This is a genomic window from Haloplanus sp. C73 (assembly GCF_051195115.1).
In the GTDB taxonomy this organism is placed as follows: Archaea; Halobacteriota; Halobacteria; order Halobacteriales; family Haloferacaceae; genus Haloplanus.
This window is the reverse complement of sequence record NZ_JBNTJZ010000003.1, coordinates 257,188-273,698: the sequence shown is the minus strand read 5'-3', so window position 1 is coordinate 273,698 and position 16,511 is coordinate 257,188. Positions and strand designations below refer to the sequence as shown.

Genomic DNA, 16,511 nt, shown 5'->3' with positions numbered 1-16,511 from the left:
CGCCGCCGTAGCCCGACGTATGTTCCGGCGAGTGCTCGCGTGGCTCGGGGTCGGCGAGGAGGAGTCGGACCTCGACTGGACCGACCCGGCCGCCGACTACGGGGGCGACGGTCCCACCCGCCGCTACACCTGCCCGGAGTGTGCGGCGACCATCGAGGGGGTCGGTCCCGACGAGCAAGTGACCTGTCCCGACTGCGACACGGCGTTCAAGGGCGTCCTCGTCCCCGACACCGCCGTCTGTCCGGACTGTGGCGCGTCGATGGACGATATTTCGTTCTACCCCGAGACGCGCCGCGACACGGAGTACGCCGCGTGCTCTGACTGCGACTATCGATGGGAGAGCGACCCGCGGCGCTAACCCTCTATCAGCGTCGTCTCATCGCTCTCGGCGTGGTGGAGCGTCACGTCGTGTCGCGTGTGCCGGGCGTGGGTTTTCGCCCATCGGCGCGCGGCGCTCTCGGACAGGCGCTCGACGCCGTCGGGACACCGCCGGCACGTGGCTCGCCACGTCGACACGTCGTCGGGGTAGTGGCCCGTGTGGCGCTCGTGGTCGAGTGCGAACTGCTCGACGGCGCGGTTGCCCGCCCGCAGTTCGTCGAGTTCGTACGAGAGTTCCCACTCGCGGCCACACCGCTCGCAGGTGACGATGGGGTCGTTATCTGACACGCGCGGGGCTACGGCCGCGACGCTCTTGAACGTGACACATCGGAAAGGGGGGATGCGGGCCGCGACAGGGGGGACGCCACGGCCCGCGAATCGACGATTAGTCGTCCACCGGCACGACGAAAGTCGACGTGTGGGGTGCCTCCACGGACCGGCGGACGCGATAACACTCGATTCCGCCTGTGGTAATACTTTTCATTCGGTCTCGTATTGCGACGACACGGCTATCGTCCCGTCAGAACAGGCCGGTGATGTTGCCGTCGTCGTCGACGTCCATCCCCTCCGCGGCGGGTTCCGCGGGGAGCCCCGGCATCGTCAGCACGTCGCCCGTGAGGACGACGACGAACCCGGCGCCGGCGTCGGGGTAACACTCCCGAACGGTGAGCGTCCAGTCGTCTTTCGGCGCGCCCTTCCGCGTCGGGTCGTCGGTCGTCGAATGCTGTGTCTTCGACAGACAGACCGGCATGTCGCCGTACCCCTGCTCTTCGAGTCGAGCCAAGTCGTCCTGTGCGTCCTCGGTGAAGTGGGCGTCCTCGGCGCCGTACACCTCGGTCGCGACGGTTCGAATCTTCGACTCCAGACTCTCGTCGAGGTCGTAGAGGGGTTCGAAGTCGCTGTCGCCGTCGGCGAGGTCTTTCGCCGTCTCTGCGAGTTCCGCGGCGCCTTCGCCGCCCTTGTCGAACGCCTCGCTGACGACGACCGGATACCCCTGCTCCTCGCAGTGGTCGACGATGGCCTGAATCTCCGCGTCCGTGTCCGTCGGGAAGCGGTTGATGGCGACGACGAAGGGGACGCCGAACGACTCGATAATACCGGCGTGGTGGTCGAGATTGACCATCCCGTCCCGGACCGCCTCGGGATTTGGCTCTTCGAGTTCGTCGTAGTCGGTCGGCCACATGTCCAGCCCGTGGTACTTCATCGACCGGACGGCGGTCGTCAGCACGACGGAGTCGGGCGCGACGCCGCGGCGCGAGACGATGTTGCCGAACTTCTCGAAGCCGAGGTCAGCGGCGAAGCCCGCTTCGGTGACCAGATAGTCGCCGAGCGCGAGACCGAGTTTGTCCGCAAGGAGGGAGTTCGTCCCGTGAGCGATGTTGGCGAAGGGGCCGCCGTGGACGAAGGCGGGGGAGCCCTCGATGGTCTGGACGAGGTTGGGACGGAGCGCGTCTTTGAGCAGCATCGCCATCGCGCCCTCGATACCCAAGTCGTCGACGGTGACCGGGTCGCCGCTCGTGTCGTAGGCGACTATCATCCGCGCGAGTCGCTCTTTCAGGTCCGCGAGCGAGTCGGAGAGACAGAGGACTGCCATCACTTCGGAGGCGGCGGTGATTTGGAAGCCGTCCTCGCGGGGTGGACCGTTGGTCTCGCCGCCGAGGCCGACCACCACGTCGCGGAGCGCGCGGTCGTTCATGTCGAGCGCGCGCTTCCAACTCACGTTGTCGACGTCGACGTCGAGTTCGTTGCCGTAGTGGACTTTGGTGTCGAGCGTCGCGGAGACGAGGTTGTGCGCCGTCGTCAGCGCGTGCAGGTCGCCCGTGAAGTGGAGGTTGATGTCCTCCATCGGGAGCACCTGCGAGTGCCCGCCGCCAGCGGCGCCGCCCTTGATGCCGAACACCGGCCCGAGCGACGGCTCGCGCACCGCGACGATACCTCGGTCGCCGAGGTGGTTCAGGCCCTGCCCGAGGCCGACCGTCGTGACCGTCTTGCCCGCGCCCTTCGGCGTCGCCGTCGTCCCCGTTACGAGGATGAGGTTGCCCTCGTCGGCGTCGTCGAGCGTTCGCTGAATCGCGTCCTGTTCGATTTTGGCGATGCCCTTGCCCTGTGGGTCGAGGTCGTCCGGTTCGAGACCGATATCGCCCGCAACGTCCTCGATAGGCCGTGTCTCGGCCGCCCGCGCAATCTCCATGTCCGTCGGTGCTCCATCGCCATCTGCTTCGTCCGAGGTCATCCGCCGTAGCTACACCGTGGCGGCATATGTAAGCGCCGACGTTGGCGATTTTCACATCATTTTTCGACGTCGAGGAGCGCGACACGCTCCAACACGAGGTCGGTGAGGTCGCCGTCGACGACGCCGAGTTCCGCGTCGGTCACGTCGAAGAAGGCCCGCACCCGCTCGGCATCGGCGTCGGCGAGCGTTGACGCCGGGTCCACCCAGTCCTCGATGGCGCTCGCCGCCCCGTCCTCGTCGCCCGCGCCGGTCACGAGGACGGCCAGCGGCGTCCGTCCCTCCTCTATTCCCATCGTCAGCGCGTCGTCTATCTGGCGCCGTCCCGCCGCGTACAGCAGGATTTCGACGCCGCGGTCACGGGCGACGTTCTCTCCGCGCGCGATGGCGCGGTCCGCGAGTTCGACCGCGCGTTCGAGGTGGCGACGCCCCACGACGTAGCGGGCGTCGAACGCCTGTACCGTCACGTCGTGGTCCTCGGCAATCTCGGTCAGGTGGGCCAGCGCGGCGTCCACGTCGTCGACGTCGGCGACGCCCTCGACGACTCTCACTCGAAATCACCCAGACTGGCCTGCTGTTCGCTCGCGGGCGGTGTCGCGGTGTCGTCTGCCTCAACGCTCTCTGTCGCATCCGCCTCCTCGTCCGCCTCCACGTCGTCCATCGACGGGTCGCGCCGCCCCGCATTTTCGAGAATCCGCTCGGCGGTCCGCTCGCGCCCCCGGAGCGCGCCGAGCACCGTCGCCTTGTCGGCCTCGCGGAGGGCCGCCCGGTCCTCGACGCCCGCCTCGAACAGTCGCCGGGCGCGCTTGCGCCCGATGCCGCGAACGCCGGCCAAATCGAGGAGTTCGTCCCGAACCCCGTACTCGACGCGCTTTTTCGCCTCGCGCACTGACGGCACGCAGTCGAGTTCGAGGTCGGCCGCGAGCCGTTCCGCCGCCCCGAGCAACCACTCCGCGGTGTCGACCTTCCCGCGGATGTCGCCCGGGCCGACGCCGTAGCGCTCGGTGAGGCGGTCCTCGTCTACCTCACGTGTCCAGTCTTCGAGCAACTTCGCCGTCTTCAGCGCCGACAGCCACTCCTCGAAGCGGACGTCCTCGAACTCGGAGGGCACCCGCCCCAGAAACTCCGTCTCTCGCTCGTAACAGAGGTCGGTGTATGTCTCGCGGTCACCCGACTTCAGGTAGAGTTCGTACATGTCCGGCGTCCGGCAGACGAGATGATAGAGACCGAGCGGCGTCGGGTCGTCGGCGTCGCGGAGGCCATCGACGATTTCCGCCGCGCTCATCGGGTCGAGATAGAGGCGCGAGACGGTGTGACCGAGGCCGGTGGCGGTGATTTCCTCGCCCTCGCGCTCCACGAAGTCGTTCGCTATGAGATACTCTATCGTCGAATCGACGACGGACTCCAACTGCGTCGTGTCGCTGGCTTGGACCGCGTACAGCGTCCGGTCGAGGAAGTCGAGGAGGCCGTCGCGAGTGCGGGCGAAGCCGGAGGCCACCGTCGCGAGCAGATGGGTCCGCATCGCGGGCTCCCGTGCCAGTTTCGACGACACCGGTTCCGGGTCGGCGTCGACGTAGCGGTCGAACAACTCGTCCATCGTGTCGTGGTTGTCCGCGAGCAACACCGCCTCGCCGTAGGGGTCGAGGCCGGGTCGGCCCGCGCGGCCGAACATCTGATGCACTTCCAGCGTGTCCAGCGGCTTCATCCCGCCCGCGTCGCCGTCGTAGCGCCGCCAGTCGCGGACGATGACCCGCCGGCTCGGGGTGTTGACGCCCGCGGCGAGCGTCGGCGTCGCACAGATTGCTTTCAGCAGGCGGTCCCGGAAGGCGTCCTCGACGAGCGAGCGATGCTCGGCGGCGAGGCCGGCGTGGTGGAAGGCGGCGCCCGTCCGAACCACGGCCGCGAGGTCGTCGCTCGTCTCGGTGTCGGAGACGGCGGCTATCTCGTCGGCGACGGCGTCGAGTTCGTCGCGCTCCGCGTCGGTGAGATGCGTCGCCGTCACGTCGCTCAGGCGGCGCGCCGCCGCCTCCGCGTTCCGCCGGGAGTTGACGAAGACGAGCGAGGAGCCGTCCTCGTCGAGGGTGTCGTCGACGAGCGCGGCGGTCGGTCGCTCGCCGCTCCCCACCGGCACCTCGCGCTGCGTGTCGTCGTCGAAGGTGATGGCGTCGCCGTAGTGGACGCCGGTCCGGAGGTCGACCGGTCGCCAGTCGGATTTGACGAGTTCGGCGTCCAGCCAGTCGGCCACCTCGTCGGCGTTGTCGACGGTGGCCGAGAGCGCGACCACCTGCAGGTCGGTCGCGAGTTGTCGGAGTTTCGCGAGCGTCACCTCCAGCGTCGGGCCGCGGTTCGGGTCGTCGACGAGATGCACCTCGTCGGCGACGACGCAGGTGAGGTCATCGAGCCACGGCGCGCCGTTCCGAACCAGCGAGTCCACCTTCTCGCTCGTGGCGACGACGATGTCTCGGGAGGCGAGCCACTCCTCGCTCGACTCGTAGTTGCCGGTCGAGATGCCGACGTCGATGCCGAACTCGTTCCAGCGCTCGAACTCGGCTTGCTTCTCGCTGGCGAGTGCGCGGAGGGGAACGACATAGAGCGCCGTCCCGCCCCGCTCGACGCTCGACAGCATGGCGAGTTCGGCGATGAGCGTCTTGCCGCTGGCGGTGGGCACGCTGGCGACGAGGCTCTCGCCCTCGGTGACGCCGGCGTCGACCGCCTCGGCCTGTGGCGGGTAGAGCGCCTCGATACCCGACTCCCGGAGGTGGTCGGGCACGCCCGCCGGAAGACCGGGGATGTCCGCAGGGTTCATTTCGTCTACCGACCCTTGGCGCGTCCTCGCGTTTAACCTGTCGGGTCACTACCGATACTGTTCGGATTCGCGGGGCCGAGTTGAAAACACCTCGAAAGCCCCGACGCGCTGGTGTCGGGGGGCTCGCTGCGCGCGCTCCCTCCGGTCGCGTGCTTGCGTCGCCCGCCTTCCTCCAGCGCGTCGCCCCTTTCAGTCCCGCCCGCATCGGCTAGCCGGAGGGCCGCCACAGGGCGGGACTGAAAGGGGCCGTTCGTTCGCCAGCCGAGACGACGTAAGCACCGCAACGCAGTGAGGAGCGCAGCGAGTCGCAGGCGGCGAACGAACGGGGGCTTTCGAGGTGGTCACGGGCGAACCGAACTCTGAACTACATTCTTCCACTGAGCCGCGGATTTAACGTCGACCGGGGCCAACGGCGGGCATGGCCGACACCGACTCGGACACCCCCGAAATCAAGGACCTCGTCGGCGTCGAGGAGCCGAGCTTTCAGCACGTCCTCAGTTGCGTCTTCGGCATCGAGGACCACGAGAGCCGAACCTACCTCGCCTTGCTCGACGCGCCGGGCAGCACCGTCGCCGAACTCGCCGACGACCTCGACCGCGACCGGAGCAACGTCAACCGGTCGCTGACGACGCTCATCGAGAAAGGGTTGGCCGAGCGCGAACGGCGACTGCTCGACCCCGGCGGCTACGTCTATCAGTACACCGCGACGCCGCTCCCCGAGGCGAAGGAGATGCTCCACCAGACGCTCGACGCGTGGGTGGTCGAGGTCCACGACGCCATCGACGACTTCGGCACCGACTAATCCGGCCCGTTTTTCACGCCCCAGTCCGTCACTCCGCCAATGAGTCTCGACCTGACGGCAGCCACTCCCGAGGCACCGACCGTCGCCGACGACGGCGTCTGGCTCGAGTGTATCGAGTGTGGGGAGACCTTCGCCCCCTTCTCGGCGATTCGATACACCTGTGACGACTGCGACGGCCTCCTCGAAGTCCGCTACGCCGACCCGCCGACCTTCGACGACTTCGAGGGTCGCGGCGTCTGGCGCTACGCCGCCGCGCTCCCCTTCGAGATGGGCGTCTCGCTCCCCGAGGGCGACACGCCCCTCCATCACGTCCCCCGTCTCGAAGAGGAGATTGGCGTCGAGCGTCTCCGCGTCAAACACGAGGGGATGAATCCGACGGGGAGTTTCAAGGACCGCGGCATGACCGTCGGCGTCCGCGTCGCCAAGGAACTCGGCGTCGGGCGCCTCGCCTGCGCGTCGACGGGGAACACGAGCGCCGCGCTCGCGGCCTACGGCGCCCGCGGCGGGATGCCGACGCTCGTCTTGCTCCCCTCGGGCAAAGTCGCCGCCGGCAAGATAGCGCAGGCGGCGCTTCACGACGCCCGCATCCTCGAAGTCGACGGCAACTTCGACGACTGCCTCGATATCGTGCAGGACCTCGCGGCCCGCGGCGAGGTGTATCTCCTCAACTCGCTCAACCCGTTCCGTCTGGAGGGGCAGAAGACAATCGGCCTCGAAATCTTGGAGGAGTTCCACGCCGACCACGGAACCTACCCGGACCGAATCATCCTCCCCGTGGGCAACGCGGGCAACACGTCGGCGCTCTACAAGTGCTTCCGAGAACTCGTCCAGAGCGGTGCGCTGGACGTCGACGACGTGCCGAAACTGACGGGCGTACAGGCCGAGGGCGCGGCGCCGATGGTCGAGGCAATCGAGGAGGGCAACGACGAGGTGCGTCGCTGGCCCGACGTCGAAACCATCGCCACCGCCATCCGCATCGGCAACCCGGTGAACGCGCCGAAGGCGCTGCCGGGGATTCGGGAGACGGGCGGCACCGCCGTCTCCGTCACCGACGAGGCGATTACCGACGCCCAACGAGCGCTCGCGAGCGAGGGCGTGGGCGTCGAACCCGCCTCCGCCACCTCTATCGCTGGCCTCCGAAAACTCCGCGAACAGGGCGTCGTCGACGAGGACGAACAGGTGGTCTGTCTCACGACCGGTCACTTGCTCAAAGACCCCGACGCGGCCTTTGCGGCGGGCAACAAGCCGGAGGACGTGCCCAACGACACCGAGGCCATCCTCGACCACCTCGCGGAGTAGGCACGTCATCGGGGCGCCGGCCTCGCTCGCCGCTCAGGCGCCGATGTCGGGGTCGGCGGCCAAGTCGTCGAAGCCGGCGAGACGGTAGGGTCGCGAGTCGGTGCAGTCCTCGTCCGCGGCCGCCAGTTCGCCGATGGCGAGGTCGTAGCGGTGGGCGAAGCCGTCGTAGTCGTCGGCCGCCGCGACGGCATCGAGCAGTTCCTCGGCGGTCAGGTCCTCCGCGACCTCCTCGCGGAACGCCGCGGCCTTCTCGGCGGCGGCGGCCGCCGTCTCGTCGTCGGCGTCGAAGCGGTCGGTGAACGCTGCCCGAACTGTCGTCTCGAACTCGTCGCTCATAGAGGCCAGTCGACGGTGTGCGCCCCTATACGTTTCGTCCGACGGCCGTCTGACGTGGCTTTTTGCGTGTGTGGCAACACGTCTCACACATGGCGCCCACTGGATTCCCGACCGGTACCGTCAGTAGCGGCCGCGACGGGTCCGCAACCGGCAGCGGCCCCGCCCGCGACACCGACCCACAGACTCGAATCGCCGAACTGGAGCGCGAGAACGAGGCGCTTCGCGCGGCCGTCGAGGAACAGCGTCGCGAGAACGAGCGCATCGTCGAGCGCTACGAGCGGTTACTGGACGAGTGCGAGGGTGAGGTAGCGCCCCAGACGGAGACGGACACGCCCGCCGACGCCGGTCTGGTCGCTCGCATCGCTCGCTTCTTCGGCGCGTAGCGCCTCGTCACTCGTCGTCGCCGAGCGTAATCTGTTTCACGTCGATGATGCGCTCGTCGGCCCGAATCGTCTCGGCGGCGTCGTCCGGCACCGGCGAGTCGAGGTTGTACACCGTCATCGCCTCGCCGCCGAGCGTTTCGCGGCCGTTGAACATCCCCGCGATGTTGACGTCGTTGTCGCCGAGAACCGTCCCAATCAGGCCGAGAACGCCCGGCCGGTCGTAGTTGCGGACGACGAGCATCTGCCCGTGGGGGACGGCGTCGACGCGGTAGCCGTCGATGCGGACGATTCGGGGGTCGTCGCCGGTAAAGAGCGTGCCACAGACGCCGACCGAGTCGGTGCCGTCGCCGACGGTGACGGTAACTAGACTCTGGAAGTCCTCGCTCTGGCGCGTCTTCTCCTCGGTCACTTCGATACCCCGCTCCTCGGCTATGTTCGGCGCGTTGACCGCGTTCACCTGCCACTCCAGCGGCTCGAACACGCCTTTGAGACCGCTCGCGGTGACGAACTCGACGTCCTCGTCGGCGATGTCGCCCTCGTAGCGTACCCGGACCTCCGAAATCCGGCCGTCGAACATCTGGGCGGCTACCTTCCCCGCCGTCTCCGCGAGGTCGATATAGGGGCTGACGCGGGGGAACGCGCTCTCGTCGATGGAGGGTGCGTTGAGCGCGTTCGCGACGGGTTCGTCCGCGAACGCCGCGACGATTTGGTCGGCGATGCTCGTGGCGACGTGTTCCTGTGCCGCCTCCGTCGCGGCACCGAGATGCGGCGTGACGACGATGTCGTCGACCGACAGCAGCGGGTTGTCGGGGTCGACGGGTTCGTCTGCGAACACGTCGACGGCGGCGCCGTCGAGGGTGCCGTCCGCGACGGCCTCGGCGAGCGCCGCCTCGTCGACGACGCCCCCGCGCGCGCAGTTGACGAGATAGCCCCCGCCCATCAGTTCGAGTTCGTCGCCGGCTATCATCCCCTCCGTCTCCGGGGTGAGTGGGGTGTGGACCGTCAGGAAGTCGGCGCTGGCCAGACACGTTTCGAAGTCGACGAGTTCGGCGCCGAGCTGTTCGGCCCGCTCCTGCCCGATGTAGGGGTCGTAGGCGACGAGGTCCATCCCGAGCGAGCCGAGACGTTTCGCCACCTCCTGCCCGACCCGGCCCAGCCCGACGACGCCGAGCGTCTTGGCGTTGAGTTCGGTGCCGAGATAGTCGCCTTTCGCCCACTCGCCGCTTCGGAGGCGGGCGTGGGCCTGCGGGATGGAGCGCGCCGTCGCGAACGCCATCGCGACGGTGTGTTCCGCCGCCGCCCGGACGTTCCCCTCCGGGGCGTTGGCGACGATGACGCCGTGGTCGGTGGCGGCGTCGATGTCGATGTTGTCGACGCCGATGCCCGCTCGGCCGACGATGACGAGGTTCGGCGCCGCCTCGAACACGGCTTCGGTCACGTCCGTCCCGGACCGCACGACCAGCGCGTTGGCGTCTGCGACGGCCTCCAGCAGCGCCGCGCCCTCGACGTCGTAGGCCGTCTCGACTTCGTGGCCCGCCGTCCGAAGGCGGTCCAGTCCCGCGTCCGCGATGGGGTCCGTGACGAGTACCTTCATACTCGAATCGACCGTCGGACGGCTGTTAAGGGTTTCCAAGGCCGCGGCGGGAGATTCAAACCCTCAGCCGGCAACCTCTCTGTATGCGACTCGTCGCCTTCGACTTCGATGGGACGCTCTCCGACTCCGAAATGACGGTCCTCCTCGGCGAGCAGCGTGGCGTCGCCGACCGGATGGCCGAGGTGACCGAGCGGGCGATGAACGACGAGATTGGCTACGCCGAGAGCCTGCGCGAGCGCGCCGGCCTCCTCGACGGCCTCGCGCTCACCGACGCCGACGACGCCTTCGCACAGGTCCGTCTGCGCGCGGGCGCCGCGGACCTGCTCGAACGCCTGCACGACGCCGGCCACCACGTCGCCATCCTCACCGGCGGATTCGAGCGCGGCGTCGAGGCGGCGTTGGAGCGGGCGGGCGCGAGCGACTACGTCGACACCATCGTCGCCAATCGCCTCCCGGCGACGGACGGGCGACTCACGGGGACGGTCGACGGCCCGCTCATCGAGGGGACGAAAGACGAGGCGCTGGAGTCGCTGGCGGCTGACGTCGGCGTCCCGCTCGAACGGACCGTCGCCGTCGGCGACGGCGCGAACGACCTGCCCATGCTGGAGGTGGCGGGGCTGTCCGTCGGCTTCCTCCCCAAACCCGCCGTGCGCCCGGCCTGTGACGTCGTGGTGGCGTCGATGGACGGCCTCGCCGACGTGTTCGTAGACCGCGGGCAGTTGTAGTCAGGTCGCGGCGTCGATGGCCTGTTCGAGGTCAGCGATGATATCCTCGACGTCCTCCAGCCCGACCGAGAGCCGGACCATGTCGGGGGTGACGCCGGCGGCCTGCTGTTCTTCCTCGGTCAACTGCTGGTGCGTGGTCGAGGCGGGGTGGATGACGAGCGTCTTCGCGTCGCCGACGTTCGCCAGCAGCGAGGCGAGTTCGACGCTGTTGACCGTCGTCTTCGCCGCCTCGTACCCCTCGCTGAGGCCGAAGGTTATCATGCCGCCGTAGCCGCCGTCGAGATACTCACTCGCCGCGTCGTGAGTCTCGTGTGATTCCAGCCCGGGGTAGTTCACCCAGCTAACCTCGGGGTGGTCCTCTAAGAACTCCGCGACGGCCATCGCGTTCTCGCAGTGGCGCTCCATCCGCATCGGGAACGACTCCAGTTTCTGGAGGGTGACCCACGCGTCGAACGGCGACTGCGTGTTGCCGAGGTCACGCAGGCCGCGGGCGATGGCGGCGTAGGTAAAGCCCGCGGGCGCGAACGTCTCGTGGAAGTTGATGCCGTGGTAGGCGGGGTTGTCCGCCGCTATCTCGGGGTAGTCCTCCGCGTACTCGCCCCACGGGAAGGTGCCGCCGTCGACGAGAATCCCGCCGACAGTCGACCCCGCGCCGTGGAGCCACTTCGTCGTCGAGTTCCAGACGAGGTCCGCGCCGTGTTCGAGCGGGCGACAGAGGTAGGGCGTGGCGAAGGTGTTGTCGACGAACAGGGGGACGCCGTGGTCGTGAGCGATGTCGGCGATGCGCTCGATGTCGGGCGTGACGAGCGCCGGGTTGCCGATGGTTTCGAGGTGGACGTACGCGGTGTCGTCGTCGATGGCGTCGGCGTAGGCGTCGTAGTCCAGCGTGTCGACGAAGCGGGTCGTGATGCCGCGGCGCTCCACCGAGTGCGTGAGGTAGGTGTACGTGCCGCCGTAGAGCGCCGACGCGCTGACGATGTTGTCGCCCGCCTCCGCGAGCAAGAAAGTCGCGAGGTCGAGCGACGCCATTCCCGATGCCGTTGCGGCGGCGCCGACACCACCTTCGAGGGCGGCCAGTCGCTCCTGCAACATGCCGACGGTGGGGTTCATCAGCCGCGAGTAGATGTGGCCCTCCTTCTCCAGAGCGAACTGCCCCGCGGCATCCTCGGCGTCGTCGAAGACGTACGAGGTAGTTTGATAGATTGGCGGCGCGCGCGCACCCGTCGATGGGTCCGGCTCCTGTCCCGCGTGGAGGCTTCGCGTGTGGAATCCGTGGTCGTCGTTGTCGTCTGCCATAGCCACCCCTTCCACCGCCGCCGCCCTAAAACCGCCGGGCGCGCTCCGATACAGATATTGGCGTATTGTAGTCCACTAAGCGAAAATATATCCAATTCTTCAATCTATTCTGAATTTCACTAGTTGTATGACTAGTAATATTAGGATAGGCAAGACATACATACAGAGAATTAAGTACCTCCGACGACTGAGATGCTCTCACGATGTTCGATACGAGAGTCGAGACGGCGCTGACGGGGTACGGTCAGACGGTGACGCCCACGACACCCGCGGCCGAGGCGGCACAGAAACTTCGCGACCCGGACGTACCGCTCCTCGTCGTCGAGGACGACGGCGTCGAGGGCGTGGTCACCGAATCGGATTTCGTGGCGATGGTGGCCGAGACGAGCGACCCGGTGCCGGTCGCCGAACTCATGTCCGACCCGCCGGTGGCGGTGTCGCCGACCACGTCGCTCGCGACGGTCGTCGAGAAGATGCGGACTCACGGCGTCAAACAGGTTCTCATCGTCGACGACGACACCTACTGGGGCTTCGTTTCGACGCGCTCGGTCGACCCGCATCTCGCCGACGACACCATCGAGGTGTCGTGGAACGGGACGCCCACACGAATCGACGCCTCCGCGGATGGCGCGGTGCAGGCCGCCGGCGACTGACTCCGGTCGCTCCGCGTCGACTCTCGTGGCGCGAGGGACGACACCCTCCCCCGTGTCCACCCTTCTCTCTGTATCATGATTTCAGTTCTCATATTAGGTCGGTAAGGGTACTACCACACGTACATACAGAGATTAAAATGGATGGCTCCCATCGATGGTGATATGATGCAATCTCTCGCAGTCGAGATGGCGCTCACCGGCTACGGTCGCACCGTTTCGCCCGACGCGTCGGCGACTACCGCCGCTCGAACGCTCCGTGACTCCGACGTCTCCATCCTCGTTGTCGAGGACGACGGCGTCGAAGGCGTCGTCACCGAGTCCGACTTCGTGGCGATGGTCGCCGAGACGACTGAGTCGGTGTCGGTCAGCGAAATCATGTCCGCCCCGCCGGTGACGGCGTCGCCTCAGACGTCGCTCTCGACCGTCGCCGACCGGATGGCCCGACAGGACGCCGACCGCGCCCTCGTCGTCGATGATACGGAAGACGCCTACTGGGGCATCGTCTCGACCCAGTCGGTGGCGATGCATTTCGCCGACTCCCCGTTCGACACGGTGCGGGACGCGCCGGCGCCGGCCGCCGACGCCGCGGCCGGTGTCTCGGTCACCAGCGACTGACGCCAGCCGTCGGCCGGGAGAGTCGTCACCCTGAGGTGACGACTACTTCGGCCGTATCAGTCAGTTCCGAGGTAGAGTTCGGCCACTTCCTCGCTGTCGAGTAGTTCTTCGCCGGTGCCTTCGAACCGGTTTTCTCCCATATCGAGGACGATGCCGCGGTCGGAGCGCTTGAGCGCTGCTCGAGCGTTCTGCTCGACCATCAGCACGGTCGTTCCGGCGTCGTTGATGTCGACGATTTTCTCGAACACCTCCTCGACGAGCTGCGGGGCCAAGCCCGCCGACGGTTCGTCGAGGACGAGCAGGTCCGGGTCGAGAATCATCGCGGTGCCCATCGCGACCATCTGCTGTTGGCCGCCGCTGAGAGCGCCGGCCCGCTGGTCGACGCGATCTTCGAGAATCGGGAACTGCTCGAACACGTCTTCGAGGCGTTCGTCGAAGTCGAACCAGTCCTCGCCCTCGGCCGGCCACGCCCCCATCTTCAGGTTTTCCATGACCGAGAGGTTCGGGAAGATGTTGTCGTTCTGCCGGACGTAACAGATGCCGTGTTCGACGACTTCCTCCGGGGGTTTGCCGGCGATGTCGTCGCCGTCGAACGTAATCGTGCCCTCGCGAGCCTGAACGACGCCGACGATGGTCTTCAGGAGCGTGGACTTGCCGGCCCCGTTCGGGCCGATGACCGTGACCATCTCGCCGTCGGCGACGCCCATGTCGACGCCGTGGACGATAATCGCGTCACCGTAGCCGCTGACGACGTCTTCCAGTTCGAGCAACATCAGATGTCACCTCCGAGATACGCTTCGAGCATCCGTTCGTCCGACTGGACTTCTTCCGGTGTCCCTTTCGAGAGCACCTTGCCGTCGTGCATTCCGATGACCGTGTCGGATATTCGCATAATCGCTTCGATGTCGTGTTCCACGACGAGGAACGTCATATCGCGTTCGTCGCGCAGGTCCATGATGCGCTGGAGGAGCCGGTCGGTAAGGTCGGGGTTCACCCCGGCCATCGGCTCGTCGAGCAGTAGGAGGTCCGGCTCCGCCATCAACGCTCGACCCAGCTCCAGCAGCTTCCGCTGGCCGCCCGAGAGGTTCCCCGCGTACTCGTCGCGCAGGTCCCAGAGTTCGAGGAACTTCAACAGCTCCTCGGCTCGGTCACGAGCCGCTTGCTCGTGGCTGCGGACGCTGCCGGTGTTGGCCGCCGCGGCGAGCACTTTCTCACCGGGATGGTTCTGCGATGCGAGCAACATGTTTTCCATCACCTGCATGCCGGTGAGCTCCTGAGCTATCTGGAAGGTTCGGACCATGCCGCGCTGGGCGCGCTCGTTGGGTTCGAGGTTCGTCACCTCCTCGCCGTCGAACTCCACCGTTCCCTCGTCGGGCTGGTGGAACCCGGTCAGCAGCTTGAACGTGGTGGATTTCCCGGCCCCGTTCGGGCCGATAACGCCGACAATCTCTCGGCGGTCGACCTCGAAGGAGACGTCGTCGACGGCGACGATACCGCCGAACGTCTTCCGGAGGTTGCGGGCTTCCAGAAGTGTCATCGTGTTGCCTCCCCGAACAGGCCGTCCGGACGCGTGAGCAGGCCGACGATAAGTGCTAGAAGTCCGACACCGAACTTGTATTCGGACGGGATGACGGCCACGCTCACTTCCTGTGCGACGCCGATGGTGTATCCGCCGGCGACGGCGCCTTTGGGGTCACCGATACCGCCCAAGATGACCGCCGCGAAGATTGGGATGAGCGCGGTAAAGCCCATGTTCGGCCGAAGCTGCGCATCGAGGCCGAGCATGATGCCGCCCAGTCCGGCGATGGCGCCGCCGATGAGCCAGACGTACAGCACGAGTTTTTCGGTATCGACACCGCGGATGCGCGAGAGCATCCGGTCGTCGGACGCTGCTCGCATCGCGATGCCGATGCGAGTCCGTCGAAGCAGGACGTACACGCCGAGCAGCAACAGCAGACTCACCACCATAATCGCCACCTGCTCGATGCTGAACCTGACGCCCAAGAACGACGGATTGGCCTCCATCGGAAGTTCGTAGAAGTGGCCGCTCGGCCCCCAGATTGCACGGATGAGGTTCCGGAGGATGAAGGCCAGGCCGATGGAGACGATGAGGAGCGTGATGGGGCTCCGGGTGCGGAAATGCTGGAACACGAGTTTGTCCAGCACGACCGACCCGACCGACATGGTGAGGACGCCGATGACGATAGCCACCCCGAGCGGAAGTCCGACCTGTGCGTTGACCGCCCAGGCGACGTACGCGCCGGCGGCCATGTAGTCGCCGTACGCGATGTTGATGAAGTTGAGGATGCCGAAGATGAGCGTCAGTCCGAGCGCCGAGACGGCGATGATGCTTCCGACGACCAGTCCGTTCCAGATGAGTTGTGGGTCGAGTACCATCAGTAATCACTCCGAAGTACCGGCCTGTAGTCGTTCAGCGTCACCGAGCAGTCCCTCCGGCCGGTAGTAGAGGACGAGAATCAACACTGCGCCCACGACCATGAGGCGGATGTACGCGAGCTGGTCTCCGAACGGCACCTCACCGGGGATGAACCGCGTAATCTGACGGAGGAACACGATGACGCTCGCGCCCAGTATCGCCCCACCGTAGCTTCCCGCCCCGCCGATGATGACTGCTGCCCAAATCAGGAACGTGATGCTGGGCAGGAACATGACCGACGAGATGGCGTAGACGTAGTGGGCCCAGAGCCCGCCCGCGAGGCCGGCGACTGCGGCGCCGATACCGAACGATTTCAGCTTGAAGACGGTGATGTTCTTCCCGAGCGCGAGCGGGACGTCATCGTTCTCGCGGATGGCGTGCAGCACCCGCCCGAACGGGCTGTGTGAGAGCCGCGTGAACAGCAGGTAACACACGCCGACGATGGCCCACACGAGGACGAGGTAGAAGAGGTCGTAGCTGACCGGAACCACGCCATCGAGTGGTCGTGGGATGTTCTTCAGGGTCTGTGCGCCGGTCGTCAGCCACGCTTCGTTGTGGATTAGCAACCGGATGAGCTCCGCGGAACTCAGGGTCACCATCGCCAGGTAATCGCCCTCTAAGCGGACACTCGTCACGGCGATGAGGAGCCCGGTGAGTCCTGCAAGGACGGTACCGGCGACCACACCCGCGACGATGGGGAAGTTGAACCCGACGACCCGCGTCGCCAAATCGCCAGTGGCGGGCGGCGTCGTGAGGATGGCGGACGTGTACGCGCCGACCGCGAAGAAAGCCGCGTGTGCGAAGTTCAACAGGCCGGTGTCGCCCCAGTGCATGTTCATGCCAATCGCCAACAGCGAGTAGATGCCAGCGATGATGCCGACGACCAACAGGAGGTCTACGAATGCCATAATCTGGTGTATTGTGTCCGTTTGATATTCTGAAAGACGGTCGGAGGGG

18 protein-coding genes are annotated in these 16,511 nt (G+C 66.8%); 7 read left to right on the top strand and 11 right to left on the bottom strand.

The annotated features are described in order from the left end of the window. The first annotated feature begins 19 nt into the window (after positions 1-19). Positions 20-358 (top strand): hypothetical protein, encoded by a 339-nt coding sequence (locus tag ACQUSQ_RS07915; protein WP_435068062.1) that lies wholly within the window; start codon positions 20-22, stop codon positions 356-358. On the opposite strand, the gene ACQUSQ_RS07910 is transcribed toward ACQUSQ_RS07915, so the two are convergent. The 4 genes from ACQUSQ_RS07910 to ACQUSQ_RS07895 all read right to left on the bottom strand — a co-directional run bounded on the left by ACQUSQ_RS07910 (position 355) and on the right by ACQUSQ_RS07895 (position 5,414). Continuing rightward, complete coding sequence (locus tag ACQUSQ_RS07910; protein ID WP_435068060.1) at positions 355-666, bottom strand: hypothetical protein; 312 nt, start codon at positions 664-666, stop codon at positions 355-357. The genes ACQUSQ_RS07915 and ACQUSQ_RS07910 overlap by 4 nt on opposite strands. Positions 667-898: 232 nt before the next feature. Beyond that, a complete protein-coding gene (locus ACQUSQ_RS07905; RefSeq protein ID WP_435068058.1) occupies positions 899-2,611 on the bottom strand; it encodes a formate--tetrahydrofolate ligase in 1,713 nt (570 codons plus the stop codon). Between the two features lie 56 nt (positions 2,612-2,667). After that, the gene (cgi121, locus tag ACQUSQ_RS07900; RefSeq protein ID WP_435068056.1) at positions 2,668-3,159 is read right to left on the bottom strand and encodes a KEOPS complex subunit Cgi121; all 492 of its coding nucleotides are present in this window, start codon (positions 3,157-3,159) and stop codon (positions 2,668-2,670) included. After that, entirely contained in the window at positions 3,156-5,414 is a 2,259-nt protein-coding gene (locus ACQUSQ_RS07895) for an ATP-dependent DNA helicase (protein ID WP_435068055.1), read from the bottom strand. Before ACQUSQ_RS07895 ends, cgi121 begins: the two co-directional genes overlap by 4 nt. A 418-nt stretch (positions 5,415-5,832) precedes the next feature. On the opposite strand from ACQUSQ_RS07895, the gene ACQUSQ_RS07890 reads away from it, so the two are divergent. Next, a complete protein-coding gene (locus ACQUSQ_RS07890; protein WP_435068053.1) occupies positions 5,833-6,216 on the top strand; it encodes a helix-turn-helix domain-containing protein in 384 nt (127 codons plus the stop codon). A gap of 39 nt (positions 6,217-6,255) precedes the next feature. Then, positions 6,256-7,515: a threonine synthase gene (gene thrC / locus ACQUSQ_RS07885; RefSeq protein WP_435068051.1), complete on the top strand. Its 1,260-nt coding sequence runs from the start codon at positions 6,256-6,258 to the stop codon at positions 7,513-7,515. Positions 7,516-7,548: 33 nt separating this feature from the next. Here thrC and ACQUSQ_RS07880 read toward each other — a convergent pair whose 3' ends face one another. After that, positions 7,549-7,851: a hypothetical protein gene (locus tag ACQUSQ_RS07880; protein WP_435068050.1), complete on the bottom strand. Its 303-nt coding sequence runs from the start codon at positions 7,849-7,851 to the stop codon at positions 7,549-7,551. Between the two features lie 89 nt (positions 7,852-7,940). Between ACQUSQ_RS07880 and ACQUSQ_RS07875 the strand changes: the two genes are divergently transcribed. Next, a complete protein-coding gene (locus ACQUSQ_RS07875) occupies positions 7,941-8,234 on the top strand; it encodes a hypothetical protein (protein WP_435068048.1) in 294 nt (97 codons plus the stop codon). 7 nt (positions 8,235-8,241) lie between these two features. Here ACQUSQ_RS07875 and serA read toward each other — a convergent pair whose 3' ends face one another. Beyond that, the gene (gene serA, locus ACQUSQ_RS07870; protein WP_435068046.1) at positions 8,242-9,828 is read right to left on the bottom strand and encodes a phosphoglycerate dehydrogenase; all 1,587 of its coding nucleotides are present in this window, start codon (positions 9,826-9,828) and stop codon (positions 8,242-8,244) included. Positions 9,829-9,911: 83 nt separating this feature from the next. Here serA and serB point away from each other — a divergent pair, with 83 nt between their 5' ends. After that, on the top strand, positions 9,912-10,553 hold the full coding sequence (gene serB, locus ACQUSQ_RS07865; protein ID WP_435068044.1) for a phosphoserine phosphatase SerB: 642 nt from the start codon (positions 9,912-9,914) through the stop codon (positions 10,551-10,553). On the opposite strand, the gene ACQUSQ_RS07860 is transcribed toward serB, so the two are convergent. Next, positions 10,554-11,849, bottom strand: a complete 1,296-nt coding sequence (locus tag ACQUSQ_RS07860) for an O-acetylhomoserine aminocarboxypropyltransferase/cysteine synthase family protein (protein ID WP_435068042.1) — start codon at positions 11,847-11,849, stop codon at positions 10,554-10,556. A 203-nt stretch (positions 11,850-12,052) separates the two neighbouring features. On the opposite strand from ACQUSQ_RS07860, the gene ACQUSQ_RS07855 reads away from it, so the two are divergent. Then, positions 12,053-12,502 (top strand): CBS domain-containing protein, encoded by a 450-nt coding sequence (locus ACQUSQ_RS07855; protein WP_435068041.1) that lies wholly within the window; start codon positions 12,053-12,055, stop codon positions 12,500-12,502. A 162-nt stretch (positions 12,503-12,664) separates the two neighbouring features. Next, positions 12,665-13,117 (top strand): CBS domain-containing protein, encoded by a 453-nt coding sequence (locus tag ACQUSQ_RS07850; RefSeq protein ID WP_435068040.1) that lies wholly within the window; start codon positions 12,665-12,667, stop codon positions 13,115-13,117. Between the two features lie 56 nt (positions 13,118-13,173). Here ACQUSQ_RS07850 and ACQUSQ_RS07845 read toward each other — a convergent pair whose 3' ends face one another. The 4 genes from ACQUSQ_RS07845 to ACQUSQ_RS07830 are packed head-to-tail and all read right to left on the bottom strand — an operon-like array spanning position 13,174 to position 16,462. Beyond that, positions 13,174-13,890 (bottom strand): ABC transporter ATP-binding protein, encoded by a 717-nt coding sequence (locus ACQUSQ_RS07845; protein WP_435068039.1) that lies wholly within the window; start codon positions 13,888-13,890, stop codon positions 13,174-13,176. After that, positions 13,890-14,654, bottom strand: a complete 765-nt coding sequence (locus ACQUSQ_RS07840; RefSeq protein WP_435068038.1) for an ABC transporter ATP-binding protein — start codon at positions 14,652-14,654, stop codon at positions 13,890-13,892. Before ACQUSQ_RS07840 ends, ACQUSQ_RS07845 begins: the two co-directional genes overlap by 1 nt. After that, on the bottom strand, positions 14,651-15,514 hold the full coding sequence (locus ACQUSQ_RS07835) for a branched-chain amino acid ABC transporter permease (protein ID WP_435068036.1): 864 nt from the start codon (positions 15,512-15,514) through the stop codon (positions 14,651-14,653). Before ACQUSQ_RS07835 ends, ACQUSQ_RS07840 begins: the two co-directional genes overlap by 4 nt. Before the next feature lie 6 nt (positions 15,515-15,520). Beyond that, positions 15,521-16,462 carry a branched-chain amino acid ABC transporter permease gene (locus ACQUSQ_RS07830; protein ID WP_435068034.1) on the bottom strand — a complete coding sequence of 314 codons (942 nt, stop codon included), beginning with the start codon at positions 16,460-16,462 and terminating at the stop codon, positions 15,521-15,523. Between the last annotated feature and the right edge of the window lie 49 nt (positions 16,463-16,511).